General features: G+C 72.8%; 15 protein-coding genes. 11 read left to right on the top strand and 4 right to left on the bottom strand.

Annotated elements, in window-relative coordinates; genetic code table 11:
• Entirely contained in the window at positions 1–936 is a 936-nt protein-coding gene (locus tag C7474_RS00315; RefSeq protein WP_121056608.1) for a hypothetical protein, read from the bottom strand.
• Positions 937–1110: 174 nt separating this feature from the next.
• On the opposite strand from C7474_RS00315, the gene C7474_RS00310 reads away from it, so the two are divergent.
• Positions 1111–1452, top strand: coding sequence for a hypothetical protein (locus tag C7474_RS00310; RefSeq protein ID WP_121056606.1), 342 nt, complete (start codon positions 1111–1113; stop codon positions 1450–1452).
• 166 nt (positions 1453–1618) lie between these two features.
• On the opposite strand, the gene C7474_RS00305 is transcribed toward C7474_RS00310, so the two are convergent.
• Positions 1619–2611 (bottom strand): EamA family transporter, encoded by a 993-nt coding sequence (locus C7474_RS00305; protein WP_241965032.1) that lies wholly within the window; start codon positions 2609–2611, stop codon positions 1619–1621.
• Positions 2612–2683: 72 nt separating this feature from the next.
• On the opposite strand from C7474_RS00305, the gene C7474_RS00300 reads away from it, so the two are divergent.
• The 8 genes from C7474_RS00300 to C7474_RS00265 all read left to right on the top strand — a co-directional run bounded on the left by C7474_RS00300 (position 2684) and on the right by C7474_RS00265 (position 11064).
• On the top strand, positions 2684–3616 hold the full coding sequence (locus C7474_RS00300) for a LysR family transcriptional regulator (RefSeq protein WP_121056602.1): 933 nt from the start codon (positions 2684–2686) through the stop codon (positions 3614–3616).
• Positions 3617–3725: 109 nt separating this feature from the next.
• Positions 3726–4277 (top strand): peptide-methionine (S)-S-oxide reductase MsrA, encoded by a 552-nt coding sequence (msrA, locus tag C7474_RS00295; protein WP_121056600.1) that lies wholly within the window; start codon positions 3726–3728, stop codon positions 4275–4277.
• Positions 4278–4329: 52 nt separating this feature from the next.
• The gene (locus C7474_RS00290) at positions 4330–4983 is read left to right on the top strand and encodes an HAD-IA family hydrolase (protein WP_121056598.1); all 654 of its coding nucleotides are present in this window, start codon (positions 4330–4332) and stop codon (positions 4981–4983) included.
• A gap of 1 nt (position 4984) precedes the next feature.
• Positions 4985–5920, top strand: a complete 936-nt coding sequence (locus C7474_RS00285) for a 3-methyladenine DNA glycosylase (RefSeq protein WP_241965031.1) — start codon at positions 4985–4987, stop codon at positions 5918–5920.
• Between the two features lie 139 nt (positions 5921–6059).
• On the top strand, positions 6060–7586 hold the full coding sequence (locus C7474_RS00280; protein ID WP_121056596.1) for an MATE family efflux transporter: 1527 nt from the start codon (positions 6060–6062) through the stop codon (positions 7584–7586).
• Between the two features lie 19 nt (positions 7587–7605).
• Entirely contained in the window at positions 7606–7908 is a 303-nt protein-coding gene (locus C7474_RS00275) for a DUF427 domain-containing protein (protein WP_121056594.1), read from the top strand.
• A gap of 112 nt (positions 7909–8020) precedes the next feature.
• Positions 8021–10243, top strand: coding sequence for an RNA polymerase recycling motor ATPase HelR (gene helR, locus C7474_RS00270; protein ID WP_241965030.1), 2223 nt, complete (start codon positions 8021–8023; stop codon positions 10241–10243).
• Between the two features lie 23 nt (positions 10244–10266).
• Positions 10267–11064, top strand: coding sequence for an alpha/beta fold hydrolase (locus C7474_RS00265; protein WP_121056592.1), 798 nt, complete (start codon positions 10267–10269; stop codon positions 11062–11064).
• Between the two features lie 13 nt (positions 11065–11077).
• On the opposite strand, the gene C7474_RS00260 is transcribed toward C7474_RS00265, so the two are convergent.
• Positions 11078–11500, bottom strand: a complete 423-nt coding sequence (locus C7474_RS00260; RefSeq protein ID WP_121056590.1) for a GIY-YIG nuclease family protein — start codon at positions 11498–11500, stop codon at positions 11078–11080.
• A 117-nt stretch (positions 11501–11617) separates the two neighbouring features.
• The gene (locus tag C7474_RS00255) at positions 11618–11959 is read right to left on the bottom strand and encodes a UBP-type zinc finger domain-containing protein (RefSeq protein WP_199692331.1); all 342 of its coding nucleotides are present in this window, start codon (positions 11957–11959) and stop codon (positions 11618–11620) included.
• 170 nt (positions 11960–12129) lie between these two features.
• Here C7474_RS00255 and nhaA point away from each other — a divergent pair, with 170 nt between their 5' ends.
• Positions 12130–14064 (top strand): Na+/H+ antiporter NhaA, encoded by a 1935-nt coding sequence (gene nhaA, locus C7474_RS00250; protein WP_121056586.1) that lies wholly within the window; start codon positions 12130–12132, stop codon positions 14062–14064.
• On the top strand, positions 14061–15695 hold the full coding sequence (locus tag C7474_RS00245; protein WP_121056584.1) for an FAD-dependent oxidoreductase: 1635 nt from the start codon (positions 14061–14063) through the stop codon (positions 15693–15695). Before nhaA ends, C7474_RS00245 begins: the two co-directional genes overlap by 4 nt.
• Positions 15696–15847 lie beyond the last annotated feature (152 nt).

Below are 15847 nucleotides of genomic sequence, written 5' to 3'. Positions count from 1 at the left end.
TCAGGCCTGCCCGGGTGCCGCATCCCACCAGCGCAGTACTCGCAGCGCGCGCAGCGTGTTCCACCGGCTGGGCTCGCCGACCTGCTCGCGGCCCGGATACTCGACGACGTACTCGCTGTCGCCGTCGAGCAGCCATCGGCCATCGGGCTGCGCCTTCGACCGCACGATGTCGACGGCCTCGGCGAGGCGCGGATCGCGGATGTCCGCCGCCCAGAAGTGGTCGAGCCCGAACAGCACGTCGAAGTACCACGACGGTGGGAAGGTGAAGTCGAGGAACCCGGGCGCCGCCGTCTCGCCGGTCGATCGGCGCCGGTGCAGGTGACGCTCGAGCAGGTACTCCTCGCCGCGACGCCGCGCCGTCGTCGTCGCCTCCGTTGCGCCGACGGCCGCTTCGTACTCGCGCAGTCCCTCCAAGACGCAGATCGTGGAGTGGAACGAGCTGACGGCGGATGCCGGTGCCTCGCAATTCCAGCCGCCGTCGGCGAGTTCGTCACCCGTCAGACGCGCAGCCATGGCGGCATCCGCCCGGTTGAAGTACGCGCCGAGCGCGAGCACCCGCCCGTTGATGCACGGTTCGACCTCGCCTGCGAAGAAAGGGCCGGCGCCGAACTCCTCGTCCCACCGGTAGGCGCGCTCGAACGCATCGATCCGGCGGGAGACCGCCGGATCGGCCGGATCGACACCGAACTCCCGCAGCAGCATCATCGTGTAGAGGTTCGGCACCCAGTCGGGTTCGTCGGGCGCGCGCCACAGGCCGTCGTCGTCCTGGGCCGCGAGCACGGCGGCGCCCCATCCCTCGTGTGCGACCTTCGCCCGTTCCGTGGCGACCTGCTCGTCAGTGGCGTCGGTGAGGTCGCGCAGCACCTGCCACCGCACGGCCGGGTCTCCTGCCAGCAGCCACTCGATCGTGTCCGTCGTCGCTGCGATGCCGTCCATGCCGCCACCCTAAACACCCCGGGGGACACCGACCAGGGTCGGCGGCGATCGAGATCACACGAATCGCACGCGATCGCGCGGATCCGGGACCGTTCGCGTCATCTCGACGGCAGGAGGGGTGGGGGCTGTGGAGGGGCGGAGTGCCGGGGGCGGGGCGGGCGCTACCGTGCCCGCATGACCCTCGCACCCTCGAACCGTCGCCGGTCGGCGACCCCGGCGGCGATCGCCGTGATCGGTCTCGGGGCGGCCGCCGTCGGCCTCGTCGCACCGACCGCGCTCGTCTGGCGGATCGCACCGTCGAACGTGCTCGAGACGATCACCCTGCTCTGCGCGTCGAGCGTCGTCCTGGGCGTCGTCGGGCTGGTCGTGGCGTGGCGCGCGCACCGTGCCCGCCGCGCGCCGGGATGGTCGATCCTCGTCGGCGTCATCCTGGATTGCGTCGCAATCCTCTACGCGGGCGTCGTGTTCGGCATGATCGCGCTGCTCTGGACCCTCCTCAGCGTGCCCACCGCCTGATCGGCGCGACGGGGAGGCACGCTCCGCCCCAGGGCATGTCACGCGAAGCGCCCGTGCGGGACGGCCCGGGCGGCCGTTCGTGTGACACGGATGCCGGTCGTGTCACGCGTTCTGCGGCTCGGCATCCGTGGGCGCGGCCGTTCGTGTGACACGGATGCGGAGCGTGTCACGCGTTGTGCCGGTCGGCATCCGCGGGGGCGGCCGTTCGTGTGACGTGCGCGGGCACCTCCGCGCCGGCCGCGACCACCTGCCCTCGCCCGCCCCCACCGCCAACGCGCCGCCGCGTCGGCGCGTTCGCGACGAACACGCCGACGACCAGCACGGCGCCGCCCACGGTTTCCCACACGTTGGGAATCTGGCCGAGCAGCGCCGCGGCCGAGGCCATCGCGACGACGGGTGCCAGCAGCACCCACGGGACGACGGATGCCGAGCGGTTGCGGGCGAGCAGGGCGTTGAAGATCGCGTAGCCGACGAGCGTGCACAGCCCCGCGGTGTACAGCGTCGACAGGATCGGTCGCCACCCGAACGCCGCGATCCCCGCCGCGATCGCCTCGGGCCCCTCGATCGCCGCCGACAGGGCGAGCGCCGGGAGCGGTACGACCAGCGAGGACCACACCGTGAGCGACAGCGCGCCGAGGCGCTTGGGCGGGGCGACGGCGCCGGCGCGCCGCGAGATCACATTGCCGATCGCCCACGACAGCGCCGCGAGCAGGCACAGCACGACCGCGACCGCCGGTGCGTCGCCGCCGCGACCGAGCGCGACGACACCCAGGCCGACGGTGCCCACCAGCACGCCGACGGCCTGCCGGGCGGTCGGGCGCTCCCGCAGCGCGAGCGCGGCGACCACGATCGTCAGCACCACCTGCGCCTGCAGGAGGAGCGCGGCGATCCCCGGCTGAAGTCCCAGGGCGATCGAGGTGTAGAGCAGGGCGAATTGGCCGAGGCTCATGAACAGTCCGACGCCGACGACCGTCTTCCACGACGCCAGCGGGCGCGGTACGACGAATACGGCGAGGGCGACGACGAGGAAGCGCACCGCGACGAAGAACAGCGGCGGGATGCCGGCCATCCCCCAGTCGATCACGACGAAGTTGAAGCCCCACATCGTCGCCACGAGGGCGGCCAGCAGCATGTCGCGTCGTGTCATGGGTCCCGTCATGGGTCCAGCGAAGCGCCTCGGATGCGGAAACACCAGCGACCATTCCTTCGCTCGATTCGGTAGCATCCGTACATGATCGATCTGGAAGCCGTCGTCGCACTGCGCGCCGTGGCCACCGGCGGGAGCGTCGCGGCCGCCGCCGACGCCCTCGGATTCACGCCGTCGGCCGTCTCGCAGCAGATCAAGCGCCTCGAACGCGGCACCCGCGTCGCCCTGCTCGAGCGCGCCGGCCGCGGCGTCGTGCTCACCGACGCGGGACGTCACCTCGTCACCTCGTCGGCGACGGTGCTGGCCGACCTCGAACGTCTCGAAGCCGACCTCCATCTCGCCGGCGGACCGCGCGCAGAGGCCCCCGCCCGCCCGGTGACCGGCGAAGTGCGCATCGGTGCGTTCTCGACCGCGGTGCGCGGCATCCTGACCGACGTGCTGCCGCGTCTGCGTGCCGAGCATCCCGCGCTGCGCGTGCCGCTGCGCGAGAGCGAGCCGTGGGAGACCGTCGCCCTCGTCGCCTCCGGCCAACGCGACCTCGGCATCGTGCACCGGTGGGGCGGGGTGGCGCTCGCGATGCCCGAGCATCTCGTCGCGACGCCGCTGTTCACCGACGTGGCCGACGTGATCCTGCCCGCGCACCACCCGCTCGCCACGCACGCCGAACTCACCCCTACCGATCTCGCCGACGAGGAGTGGATCGCGACCTTCGACTCCACGATCTGCCGCCAGTGGCTGCGGCGCCTGTTCGACGGCGTCGCGAACGCCCCGCGCATCGTGCACGAATCTATGGAGTTCGAAAACCACGTGCACCTCGTGCAGGCCGGTCTCGGCATCGCGCTCGTGCCGCGGATGGGGCGCCCCCCACTTCCCGACGGGCTCGTCGCCGTCCCCACCGCGCAGCCGGCCTCCACCCGCGACATCGCCGCCGTGCACCGTCGCAGCCAGAACGACTCACCCGCCCTGCAGACGGTGCTCGACGCGCTGGTGGCCCAGACCGCCGGCCGGGTCGCATGACGCCCGATTCCGGCATCCGCGCCCACGGCGCACCGATCGGGACCAGAATCGACATGCCCGTTGTTGTACCCGACGAGCCGGACAACCCGGCAGAACGGATCACCGAATCATGACGCACGGCAACCTCCCCGCAGGGCAGATCACGCGCACCGAGGGCACTGAGACCGCGATCCTCGCGGGCGGGTGCTTCTGGGGAATGGAAGACCTCATCCGCCGCCAGCCCGGCGTGCTCGACACCCGGGTCGGCTACACCGGCGGCGAGAACGACGACGCGACCTACCGCAACCACCCCGGCCACGCCGAGGCGGTCGAGATCGTGTTCGACCCCGAGAAGACGACGTACCGCGACATCCTCGCGTTCTTCTTCCAGATCCACGACCCCTCTACGCTCAACCGCCAGGGCAACGACATCGGCACGAGCTACCGCTCCGCGATCTTCCCGCTGACCGACGACCAGGAGCGCGTCGCCCGCGACACGATCGCCGACGTCGACGCGTCCGGGCTGTGGCCCGGACCGGCGGTGACCACGATCGAGCCGCTCGCCCCGTTCTGGGAGGCCGAGCCCGAGCACCAGGACTACCTGCTGCGCATCCCGAACGGCTACACCTGCCACTTCCCGCGCGCCGGCTGGGTGCTGCCGCACCGCGCCGCGCAGGCCTGACCCCCATCCGGACGGGCGCGGTCGGAGTCCCGGCCGCGCCTACGCTGGAAGCATGACGACGACCACGGCCGCCGCACTCCTGCTCGACATGGACGGCACGCTCGTCGACTCCACCGCGGTCGTGGAGCGGCTGTGGACGCAGTGGTCGCTCGACCACGACATCGACCCGGCGCGCACCCTCGCGATCATCCACGGCCGCCAGGGTCAGGAGAGCATGGCGCTGCTGCTGCCGGACCGTCCTCGCGAGGTCAACCTCGCCGAGAACCGCGAGCTGCTGGCTGCCGAGACCGCCCAGACCGACGGTGTCGTCGCCCTCGACGGGGCCGTCGCCCTGCTCGCGGCGCTCGAGGATCTGCCGCACGCGCTCGTGACGTCGGCGACCGTGCCGCTCGCGTCGGCGCGCATGGGGGTGTCGGGCGTGCGGATGCCGGACCTCGCCGTCACCGCCGAGGACGTGTCGGCGAGCAAGCCCGACCCGGAGGGGTTCCTCCTGGCGGCCGAGCGACTCGGTGTCGACCCGCGCGAGTGCATCGTCGTCGAGGACTCCGCCAACGGCATCGCCGCGGGCCTGGCCGCCGGGATGCGCGTCATCGGGGTCGGGCCGCACGCCGCCGCCGCGCACCCCACCTGGACGGTCGCGACCCCCTTGCAGATTCGGGTCGCACCCGCCGACGGCGGCGGCATCGCCGTCACCCTCGCACCCTGACATGCACGTCGCCGCCGCGCCCACGGCGCCCGTCGCCCCCACCGAGGGCCTCGCCCCCACCCCGCCGGCGGCCCCCGGCTCGCCGCGCATCCTCCCGGCCGACGCCTGGCGCGCGCTCGAGGCCGCGCACGCGGCCCGCGCCGACGCACTCACCGCGGGTCGTCGCGCCCGCGTCGCCCGCGGGCAGACGCACCCGGTCGACGACTTCCTCTACACGTACTACAGCTACAAGCCCGCCGTGCTGCGCCGCTGGCATCCGGGTGCGGACGTCGTCCTGGCGGATGCGGCGGCCACCGACCGTGCCCGCTGGCGCGGATACCGCACCGTCGGCCCCAACCTGACCGTCGACGTCGCCGGCTTCGTCGACGAGAAGCGGGCGCTGCTGCGCGCCGTGCACGGCATCCTGCGCGCCACCGCGCTGCACCGCGCCGAATACGGCTGCTTCGGGCTGCACGAGTGGGCGATGGTCTACCGGCAGGGCGAGCACCGGCATCCGATACCGCTGCGACTCGGCCAGGACGGCACCGACGCCGTCGTCGACGGCCATCGCCTCACGTGCACGCACCACGATGCGTTCCGCTTCTTCACCCCCGCCGCGGTGCCGCGCAACCGCACCGCGCCGACGCGCGCCGACCAGGAGGCCGTCGAGCAGCCGGGTTGCCTGCACGCGAACATGGACCTCTACAAATGGGCGGTCAAGCTCGGACCGCTCACGCCCGGCGACCTGCTGCTGGACGCCTTCACGCTGGCGCGCGAGATCCGGGAGGTCGACATGCGCGCCTCCCCGTACGACCTGTCGGCCCACGGGTACACGCCGATCGCGATCGAGACCACCGACGGGAAGGCCGCGTACGTGGCGGCGCAGCGCGCCTTCGCCGACCGCGCCGCCGTGCTGCGCGCGCGTCTGCTCGGCGTCGTCGAGCACGCACTCGGCTGATCCCCGACGGATTCCCCCGCACTTCGACGGCATTTCGACGGCGGCACGCCATTCCGCGCGCCGAATCGATTCGATACACTGGATGCCGCGCGCCGCCGCTCTCCGGTCCCCCTCCACCCCCTGTGCACGAAAGTCCCTCATGGCCCGCACCCTCACCACCGGCAGCCCGTGGCGCGTCATCCTCGCCTTCTCGGTCCCCCTGCTCATCGGCAATGTCGTGCAGCAGCTGTACCAGTTCGCCGACGCCGTCGTCGTCGGCCGCCACCTCGGCGTCGACGCGCTCGCCGCGGTCGGCGCGACCGGCAGCATGATGTTCCTGCTGCTCGGGTTCGTCTGGGGCATGACGAGCGGTTTCGCGATCCCGACCGCGCAGGCCTTCGGTGCGGGCGACCACGCCGCCGTGCGGCGCTCGGTCGCGACCGGCACGATCATCACGGGCATCGTGACCGTGCTGCTCACCGTCTTGGCGCCGCTCATCTCCGAGCCGCTGCTGCGCCTGCTGCAGACGCCGCCCGAGCTGCTGGCCGACGCGACCGTCTTCGCCCAGGTGAGCTTCCTCGGCTCCGCCGCGATGCTGTTCTTCAATTACCTCGCCGCGATCATCCGTGCCATCGGCGACTCGCGCACCCCGCTGATCTACCTGACCATCTCGTGCGCTCTCAACGTCGGGCTCGTGCTCGTCATGGTCGGCGTGTTCGAGTGGGGCGTCGCGGGAGCGGCGCTGGCGACGGTCGTCGCCCAGGCGGTGTCGGTCGTCCTCTGCCTGGACTACGTGCGCCGCCGCGTTCCGGTGCTGCACGTGCGCCGCGCCGACTGGTGCGTCGCCCGCGCCGACGTCGTGGAGCACCTGCGCCTCGGTCTGCCGATGGGCTTCCAGGCCTCCATCATCGGCATCGGCACCCTCGCCGTGCAGGTCGCGCTCAACACGCTCGGCGCCGAGGCGGTCGCCGCCTACACCGCGGCGTCGCGGGTCGACGGACTCGCCGTCGCCCTGCTCGGCTCGCTCGGCCTCGCCGCATCGATGTACGTCGCGCAGAACCACGGCGGCGGCCGGCCCGACCGCATCCGCCGCGGCGTCGTGCAGGCCGTCTGGATGACGATCGCCGCATCCGCCCTGCTGGGTGTGCTCATGATCGTGTTCGGCGCCTGGACCGTGCAGCTGTTCGTCGGCGACGCCTCACCCGAGGTCGTCGACCTCGCGCACCTCATGCTCGTCATCAACGGCGTCTCGTACTCGGCGCTCGGCGTGCTCTACGTGCTGCGCGGCGCCCTGCAGGGCCTCGGCCACGCCATGATCCCCACCGTCACCGGCGTCGTCGAGCTCGCCATGCGCGTCGGCGCCGCCGTCATCCTCGCTCAGCTCGCCGGGTTCGTCGGCGTCGCCTGGTCCAATCCGCTGGCCTGGGCGGGAGCGTGCGTGATCCTGATCCCCGCGTACCTGCGCGAGCACCGTCGCCTCGCACACGCGCCGGTGAGCCCGGCTGTCGTCACCGAGACCACCGCCATCCCCGTCATCGGCCCCGTCGACGGCTCGATGAGCGTCGAAAGCGTCGTCACCGCATCCGTGCCCGTCGTCGCGCCCGATCGCTCGGGCCGGCGCCGGTTCGCCGTGCGACGCCCGCGAGAGACCCGCGCGGCTGTCAAGGGGCGTGCCGGCCGCGACTGACCGGCGTAGCGTGGCCGCCATGAAGGCCACACTCGGTGACACCGTGATCGCAGAAGCCGATCGCGACGACCTCATCTCGATCGAGGGCAACTGGTACTTCCCGCCGTCGAGCGTGCGCGCGGATGTGCTCGTGGAGAGCCCGACGCCGTACACCTGTCCGTGGAAGGGCGAGTGCCAGTACTACACGGTGACCGTCGACGGGCAGCAGCTCGCCGACCGCGCCTGGAGCTATCCGCATCCGTACGCCTCGGGAATCGAGCGCGTCGGGAAGGACTTCTCCGGCTACGTCGCGTTCTGGAAGGAGATCGTCGTCTCCGACTGATCTCTTCCCCTTCCATTATCCGCGATGAGGGGGTGGTTGCGGCAAGGCCCCCGTCGCGTGGCAGAATCGCTGGTCGCGCCGGGAATCCGAGCCCGCGCGAGGGGGAGAGCGGATGCCGTCCGAGAAGCAGTACGTCCACGCTGTCGCGTCGGAGCCCGGAGAGTTCGCCGACGTGTTCGATCTCGCGGCGCTGCCGCCGGGGAAGGCGGACGCCGCGCTGATCGCCGCCGACGCCCGGCACCTGGCCCGCATCGGCGCGGCGCTGCGCGCCGAAGTCGCCGGCGTCGAAGCGCGGCTGGCCGACCAGAAGCGGATGCCCGCCGGACGCGGCGAACGCGCCCTCGAGCGCGACCTCGAGATCCAGCGGCTGTCGGCCCGCCTGCGCGTGCTGCGGCGCTTCGGCCTCGACGCCTGCCTCGGACGGATCGTCGGTGCCGCGGCCGGCACCCCGGGCGGGGACGGCGCGGGTGAGGTGTCGTACATCGGCCGGTTCGGCCTCACCGACACCGATGGCTCCCGGCTGCTGCTGGACTGGCGGGCGCCCGCCGCGCAGCCCTTCTTCGCCGCGACGCACGCGCAGCCGTCGGGGCTGACGAGTCGCCGCCGCTACCGGTGGGGTGGCGGCCGGGTGGTCGACTACTGGGACGAGGTGTTCGCCGCCGACGGCGTGGACCACAGCGCCGCCCTCGACGACCAGTCGGCGTTCATCGCCTCGCTCGGCACGGCGCGCGAGAGCCGGATGCGCGACGTGCTGTCGACCATCCAGGCCGATCAGGACGCCATCATCCGCGCCACCTCGCGCGGCGCGCTCGTCGTGGACGGCGGGCCGGGCACCGGCAAGACCGTCGTCGCCCTGCACCGCGCCGCGTATCTGCTCGCCACCGACCCGCGCCTGCGCGGCGGCACCGGCGGGGTGCTGTTCGTGGGCCCGCACCAGCCGTACCTCGCCTACATCGACGACGTGCTGCCGAGCCTCGGCGAAGACGGGGCGCTCACCTGCACGCTGCGCGACCTCGTCCCCGGCGGACGCGCGGCGGGAGTCGAGACCGACCCGGTCGCCGCGCGGGTCAAGGCGACCGCACGACTCGCGGATGCGGTCGACCCGGCGGTCGCGCTCTACGAGGAGCCTCCGGCATCCACCCTCCGCGTGGAGACCCCGTGGGTCGACGTGGATGTCGAGCCCGCCGCCTGGGCCGACGCGTTCGGAAGCGCCGACCCGGCACTCAGCCACAACGAGGCGCGCGACGAGGTGTGGACGCACTTGATCGACGCGCTCATCGAACGCCACGCGGACGACGACATCGCGCCGGTCGCCCTGCACCGCGCGCTCACCCGGGACGGCGCGCTGCAGGCGGCGTTCGCGAAGGCGTGGCCCCTGCTGAGCCCCGAGGTGGTGGTCGCCGACCTGTACTCGGTGCCGGCATACCTTCGTCGGTGCGCGCCCTGGCTGACCGCCGACGAGATCGCCGCCCTCCAGCGCCCCGATCCCCGGGCATGGACCGACGCCGACCTGCCGCTGCTCGACGCGGCACGGCGACGCGTCGGCGACCCCGCCCAGAACCGGCAGCGGCGTCGCCGGGAAGCCGCCCTCGAGCGTCGGCGGAACGAGATGGAGCGCGTCGTCGACGAGCTGATCGCCAACGACGACTCCGAGAACGGCGAGGTGCGGATGCTGCGCGGCGCCGACGCGCAGGTGAGCCTGGTCGACGAGGCCGAGCTGCCGAGCCTCGACGTCGACGAACTGGCCGGCCCGTTCGCGCACATCATCGTCGACGAGGCGCAGGAACTCACCGACGCGCAATGGCGGATGCTGCTGCGCCGCTGCCCGTCGCGCAGCTTCACGATCGTCGGCGACCGCGCTCAGGCTCGCCACGGCTTCCCGCAGTCCTGGCAGGAGCGGCTCGAGGGCATCGGGTTCCGCGAGGTCGCGCTCGCCTCCCTCACCGTCAACTACCGCACGCCCGAGGAGATCATGGCCGCCGCCGCACCCGTCATCCGCGCCGCTCTGCCGGACGCGAACGTGCCGACCTCGATCCGAAGAACCGGCATCCCGGTGCGCCGCGGCGCGATCGCGGAGCTCGACGACGTGCTCGCCGCCTGGACGACGGCGCACGTCGACGGCGTCGCGGCGGTGATCGGCCGTGGCCTGCCGGATGCCGGCGACCACGGCGATCGGGTGCGTACGCTCACCCCGGAACTCAGCAAGGGCCTCGAGTTCGACCTCGTCGTGCTGATCGCACCGGCATCGTGGGGCGGCGACGATCCGGTCACCCTCGCCGTCGACCGCTACGTCGCGATGACCCGCGCCACCCGGGAGCTCGTCATCCTCGAGTGAGCGCCGGGAGGAAGATGGACAGCATGGCCGACGCGATCCCCGCCCTCACCTCGCTCCCCGATCCGCAGTTCGTGATGTCGACCGAGGGGCACCGCATCGCGACCTATACGTGGGGCGATCTCGACGCGCCGACCGTCGTCTGCGTGCACGGGTTCGCGTCGAACGCGCGCGACAACTGGGTGTCGACGGGGTGGGTGCGCGACCTGCTGCGCGCGGGGTTCCGCGTGCTCGCCGTCGACCAGCTCGGTCACGGCGCGAGCGACAAGCCCCACGACCCGCGGGACTACTCCGTGAGGGGCCTGGCCGCCGATGTCGAGATCGTGCTCGACACCCACCTCGTCGACGAGGCGTTCTACGTCGGCTACTCGCTGGGCGCGCGGGTCGGCTGGGAGGTGGCGCAGGACCTCAGCGGCCGCATCGGCCGTGTCGTGCTCGGCGGCGTCCCCGACGGGATCCCGCTCGGCCGCCTCGATCTCGCCCAGGCGCGCGCCTACGTCGACGACGGCACTCCCGTCACCGATCCCGTCACGCAGAACTACATCGCCCTCACCGAGCGGGTGGGCGGCAACGACCTGCGGGCGCTGCTGGCGATCGCGGAGGGCATGCGCCGCTCCGGCACCGTCGACCCCGATGCGGCGCACGCTCCGGCCCAGCCGGTGCTGTTCGCGACGGGGTCGAAGGACGCCATCATCGAGGGGTCGAAGGCGCTCGCCGCCGCGTGCCCCCAGGGCCGGTTCGTCGAGATCCCCGACCGCCACCACTTCAACGCGCCCGGCTCGCGCGTCTTCCGCGAGGAGGCACTGGCCTTCCTCACCGCCTGACCGCGCGGCGCGGTCAGCCGCGCAGCGCGTCGGCGAGCCAGCGGGCGTAGACGTGCCACGGGTCGGCGGCACCGCCCGCCTCCGCGACACGGGCGATGTGCGCGAGCAGGCGCGGCTCGGCCGCGAACCACTCGCCTCCCAGCCGCAGATCGGCGAACTCGACGTGGCGTTCGCGCTCCCGCATCCGCCCGCCCCGCTCGAAGGCGAGCAGCTCCTCGTGCCACAGCACCGCCAGCCGCCGCCGCGGCTGCCTCGACGTGCCGATCTTCACGCGGTCGCCCCAGCGGATGTAGTAGACGACCTCCACCACCGGCAGCGGCAGGTCGGGGTCCGGCACGTCGCCCACCCGCCACCCGCACACCGCGCAGACCCGCTCACCCGCGGCATCCGCCCCGTCCGCGGCATCCGCCCCGCACAACCGGCACCGCTCGTCCACGGCGGCGACCCTACGCGCCGCCGCCGACACGCTCCGCCGTCGCTTCGGCACAGTCCGAGGCCGTAAGACCCGCCACAACCGACGGGTGAACACCGCTCGCGGGCGGATGCGGCGGCCTCAGTGGATGTGCGCGCGCCAGTCGAGGGGCACGCGGCCGCGGGGGCCGGGGCTCGGCTGCCCGGCGGGGCGGCTCGTCGGCGGGGCGAGCGCCGGCCCGTCCACCAGCTCGCCGGCGGCGTAGTCCCAGAACCAGTCCTCGCCCGGCTCGAAGCTCTGGATCACCGGGTGCCCGCTCTCCCGCCAGTGCGCCGTCGCGTGCTGCGCGGGCGACGAGTCGCAGCATCCGACGTGTCCGCACGCGGCGCACCGGCGCAGGTGCACCCACCACCCGCCGACCGCGTCGCAGTCGCCGCATCCCGCACCGGACGGCGGCACGGTCGGATCGATCACGGTCATCATGGCACCCTCCGCGGGACACCCCTGCGGGACACCCCTGCGGGACACCTTAGGGGAGCGGCGCGCAGGGCGACAGGCCCCGTCGTCCACCCCCACGGCGGGAATGCCGCCCGCAGACGCGCAGTTGACCCCCGTCATCGGTGCGGCCATCATGGCCCCGGGACGGAAGTGGCATGACGCAGTCGGAGATCCAGCTCAGCACCACCCCGCCTCCCCGCACGCCCCGACGGCCGGACCGTCCCCGGCGCCCCGCCCGCCGCCGCTCGATCGCCGAGAAGATCTCCGCGATGGGGCAGCAGCGCACCGGCGCGCTCCTCCTGCTGCTGGCCACGGTCGTCGCGATCGTGTGGGCCAACGTCTCCGAGGGCGCGTACCACGCGTTCTGGGAGACGCACATGACGATCGGCGTCGGCGATCTGCAGCTGGACTTCACCCTGCACGCCCTCGTCAACGACGCGCTGATGGCGATCTTCTTCTTCACCGTGGGCCTCGAGGTGCGCCGCGAGTTCGCGATCGGCGAGCTCACCAGTTGGCGCCGCGCGATGGTGCCGGTCATCGCCGCGATCGCGGGGCTCGCGATCCCGGCCCTGCTGTACGTGCTCATCGCCGCACCCACCGGTCAGGCGCACGCGTGGGGCGTCGTCATCTCCACCGACACGGCGTTCCTCGTCGGCGCCCTCGCTCTTATCGGGCCGCGCGTGCCGGGACGCCTGCGGGTGTTCCTGCTCGCGCTCGCCGTCGTCGACGACATCGGCGCGCTCAGCATCATCGCGCTCGTCTACACCGAGACGTTCACCCCGATGCCGCTGATCGTCGCCGCCGTGGGGCTGGCCGGCATCTACGCCACGCGCTACCTGCGCTCCGGCCGGGGTCTCGTCTACGCGACGCTCGCCGTGATCGTGTGGCTCGCCTTCCTCGCCTCCGGCGTGCACCCGACGCTCGCGGGCGTCGCGATCGCCCTGCTCGTGCCGGTCTACCGCCCCAACCGCCGCGACGTCGAGCACGCCCTGGAGCTGGCTCGCACGTTCCGGCAGTCGCCGAACACCGAGTACGCGCGCGCCGCCGCCAACAGCCTGCGCGAGTCGATCTCGATCAACGAGCGACTCCAGTCGGCCTACGGGCCGTATGTCGCCTACGTCATCCTGCCGCTGTTCGCCCTCGCCAACGCGGGCGTGCTCGTGACCCCCGAGATCCTCGCGGCCGCGTTCGGCTCGGCCGTCACGTGGGGCATCGTCGTCGGCCTCGTCGCGGGCAAGTTCCTCGGCATCTTCGGCTCCACGGCGCTCATGCGCCTGTTCCGCGTCGGCGAGTTCGGCCCCGGGCTCACCCTCGACCGCATCGCGGGCGGCGCGGCCCTGTCGGGCATCGGCTTCACGATCTCACTGTTCATCGTCGACCTCGCCATCGACGACGAGGCCGTGCAGAACGAGGCGCGCGTCGGCGTGCTGCTGGCCTCCGTCATCGCGTTCGTCGTCGCGACGATCGTGTTCCGCATCTCGGATGCCGCCTCCGGCGACCCCGACACCGGCCGGGTGCTGCTGCGTCCCGTCGACCCGCGACGCGACCACGTGTTCGGCTCGCCCGACGCGCCGCTGTCGATCGTCGAGTACGGCGATTTCCAGTGCGGCTTCTGCCTCAAGGCGTCGGGGGCGATCCAAGAGGTGCGCGACGAGCTCGGCGACCGGCTGCAGTACGTGTGGCGGCACGCGCCGCTGACGCAGCAGCATCCGAACGCCCTCGCCGGTGCCGAGGCGTCGGAGGCGGCCTCGATGCAGGGTCGCTTCTTCGAGTTCGAGCGGGCGCTGTTCGCCGACCAGGACAACCAGCTGCCCTCCGACATCGTGCGCATCGCGGCGGACCTGGGTCTGGACGTACCGCGCTTCGAGAAGGACCTCGAGGGCGCCGAGGTCACCGCCCGGGTGCGCGACGACATGCTCGACGCCGAGGCGATGGGCATCACCTCGGTGCCGACCTTCTTCATCAACGGCCGCCGCCACACCGGACCCTACGACGCGCAGAGCCTCATCCGCGCGCTCCGCGAGACGGATGCCGCACCCACCGCGGCTCCGCCGGCGGGCCGACCGACGACCCCGGAGGCCACCGCATGACGCGCCTGACCGACCCCACGCTCGCGCCCGCGCTCACCGACGCCCAGTGGGAGCGGCTGCTCCGTCACGGCGAACGGTTCGAGGTGCAGCCCGGCGACCACGTGTTCCGCAGCGGCGACCGCTCGTACGACATGATCCTCGTCGAGGAGGGGGAGCTGGAGCTCGTCCGCGACGCGCTGCGCTGGATGGGCGAGGAGGTGCTGTCCACGATGGGGCCCCGCTCGTTCGCCGGCGAGCTCGGGCTGCTCAACGGGCAGTCGGCGTTCCTGTCGGCGCGGGCGACGGAACCCGGGGTCATGCGCCGCGTCTCGCGTGCGCAGCTGCGGCAGGTGATGAACGAGGACGACGAGCTGTGCGACATCATCCTGCACGCCCTGTGGGCGCGGCGGGAGTCGCTGCGCCGCGGCACGGCCGCGATGGCGTTGAAGTTCGTCGGCGAGGACACCTCGAACGACTTCCTCGCGTTGCGGCGGTTCGCCGAGCGGCTCGACCTCGTGCACACCGCCTACTCGGTCGGCCCCGACGACGACCCCGAGATGCTCGCGAAGCACGAGCTGACCGAGGCCGACCTGCCGATCGCGTTCGTGCAGGGCGAGCCGATCGTGCACGCCACCCCCGGCCTCGTCGCCGAGCAGCTCGGCCTGAGCTACCAGGCCCAGGAGGCCGACGTCGTCGACCTCGTCGTCATCGGCGGCGGACCGGCGGGCCTCGCGGCCTCGATCTACGGAGCATCCGAGGGCCTCACGACCGTGCTGCTGGATGCCGTCGCCCCGGGTGGTCAGGCGGCGGCGACGTCGCGCATCGAGAACTTCCTCGGCTTCCCGTTCGGCGTCAGCGGCGGCGACCTCATCGGCCAGGCGACGCTCCAGGCTCTCAAGTTCGGAGTGCGCGTGTACGCGCCGTGCGAGGCGGTCTCGCTGCAACCGGCCGGCGACGCGCTCGACGTCACGCTCGCCGACGGGCGTCCGATCCGCGCCCGCAGCGCGATCGTGGCCGCCGGCGCCGCGTACCGCCGGTTGCGGCTGGACCGCTGGGAGGACTTCGAGCGCGGCGGCATCTTCTACGCCGCGACCCCGCTGGAGGTGCGCCAGGTCGCGTCGGGACCGGTCGTCGTCGTCGGCGGAGCGAACTCGGCGGGTCAGGCGGCGTTGTCGCTGGCCGCGAGCGGGTCTGCGGTGCACCTCGTCGTGCGCGGCGGCGAGCTCTCCGCCGGCATGTCGACGTACCTCGTCGACCGGTTGGCGCAGGACCCGCGCATCACCGTGCACACCGGCGCGAACGTCACCGAGCTCGACGGTGGACGCTCGCTGGAGCGGGTGCGCATCGACACCGTCGGCGACGTCGACGCGCGGGGGCTGTTCTGCTTCATCGGCGCCGACCCCGCCACCGGCTGGCTCGGCTCGCTCGAGACGGATGAGAGCGGGTTCCTGCGCACCGGCAACGACCTCACGATGCAGTCCCTGACCCGCTGGGGGATGCTGGGGCGCGAGCCGTTGCCGTTCGAGACGTCGACGCCCCGCATCTTCGCCGCCGGTGACGTGCGCCGCGGGTCGATGAAGCGGGTCGCCGCCGCCGTCGGCGAGGGCTCGAGCGCGGTGGCCTCGGTCCACCGCGCCCTCGCCTTCGCGTGAGCGCGGTCTCCTGACGTTCACCAGTCGCTTCCGCACAGCCACACGCCGCAGAACCCGCCGCAACCGACCGGTGAGCGCGGCCCCCGCCTCGCTCACCAGTCGCTTCCGCACAGTCGGACGCCGCAGCGCCCGCCACAACCGACTGGTGAGCG

It is taken from the genome of Microbacterium telephonicum (genome assembly GCF_003651225.1).
GTDB classification, from domain to species: Bacteria; Actinomycetota; Actinomycetes; order Actinomycetales; family Microbacteriaceae; genus Microbacterium; species Microbacterium telephonicum.
Note: the sequence above shows the minus strand (reverse complement) of the source record. Positions and strands in the feature narration are given on the sequence as shown.

Excerpts from the sequence above, each read along its gene's own strand:
- C7474_RS00255 (WP_199692331.1), bottom strand. The coding sequence starts at position 11,959 with ATGATGACCGTGATCGATCCGACCGTGCCGCCGTCCGGTGCGGGATGC.
- C7474_RS00265 (WP_121056592.1), top strand. The coding sequence starts at position 10,267 with ATGGCCGACGCGATCCCCGCCCTCACCTCGCTCCCCGATCCGCAGTTC.
- nhaA (WP_121056586.1), top strand. The coding sequence starts at position 12,130 with ATGACGCAGTCGGAGATCCAGCTCAGCACCACCCCGCCTCCCCGCACG.
- C7474_RS00245 (WP_121056584.1), top strand. The coding sequence starts at position 14,061 with ATGACGCGCCTGACCGACCCCACGCTCGCGCCCGCGCTCACCGACGCC.
- C7474_RS00310 (WP_121056606.1), top strand. The coding sequence starts at position 1,111 with ATGACCCTCGCACCCTCGAACCGTCGCCGGTCGGCGACCCCGGCGGCG.
- helR (WP_241965030.1), top strand. The coding sequence starts at position 8,021 with ATGCCGTCCGAGAAGCAGTACGTCCACGCTGTCGCGTCGGAGCCCGGA.
- C7474_RS00280 (WP_121056596.1), top strand. The coding sequence starts at position 6,060 with ATGGCCCGCACCCTCACCACCGGCAGCCCGTGGCGCGTCATCCTCGCC.
- C7474_RS00305 (WP_241965032.1), bottom strand. The coding sequence starts at position 2,611 with ATGACGGGACCCATGACACGACGCGACATGCTGCTGGCCGCCCTCGTG.
- C7474_RS00285 (WP_241965031.1), top strand. The coding sequence starts at position 4,985 with ATGCACGTCGCCGCCGCGCCCACGGCGCCCGTCGCCCCCACCGAGGGC.
- msrA (WP_121056600.1), top strand. The coding sequence starts at position 3,726 with ATGACGCACGGCAACCTCCCCGCAGGGCAGATCACGCGCACCGAGGGC.
- C7474_RS00315 (WP_121056608.1), bottom strand. The coding sequence starts at position 936 with ATGGACGGCATCGCAGCGACGACGGACACGATCGAGTGGCTGCTGGCA.
- C7474_RS00300 (WP_121056602.1), top strand. The coding sequence starts at position 2,684 with ATGATCGATCTGGAAGCCGTCGTCGCACTGCGCGCCGTGGCCACCGGC.
- C7474_RS00290 (WP_121056598.1), top strand. The coding sequence starts at position 4,330 with ATGACGACGACCACGGCCGCCGCACTCCTGCTCGACATGGACGGCACG.
- C7474_RS00275 (WP_121056594.1), top strand. The coding sequence starts at position 7,606 with ATGAAGGCCACACTCGGTGACACCGTGATCGCAGAAGCCGATCGCGAC.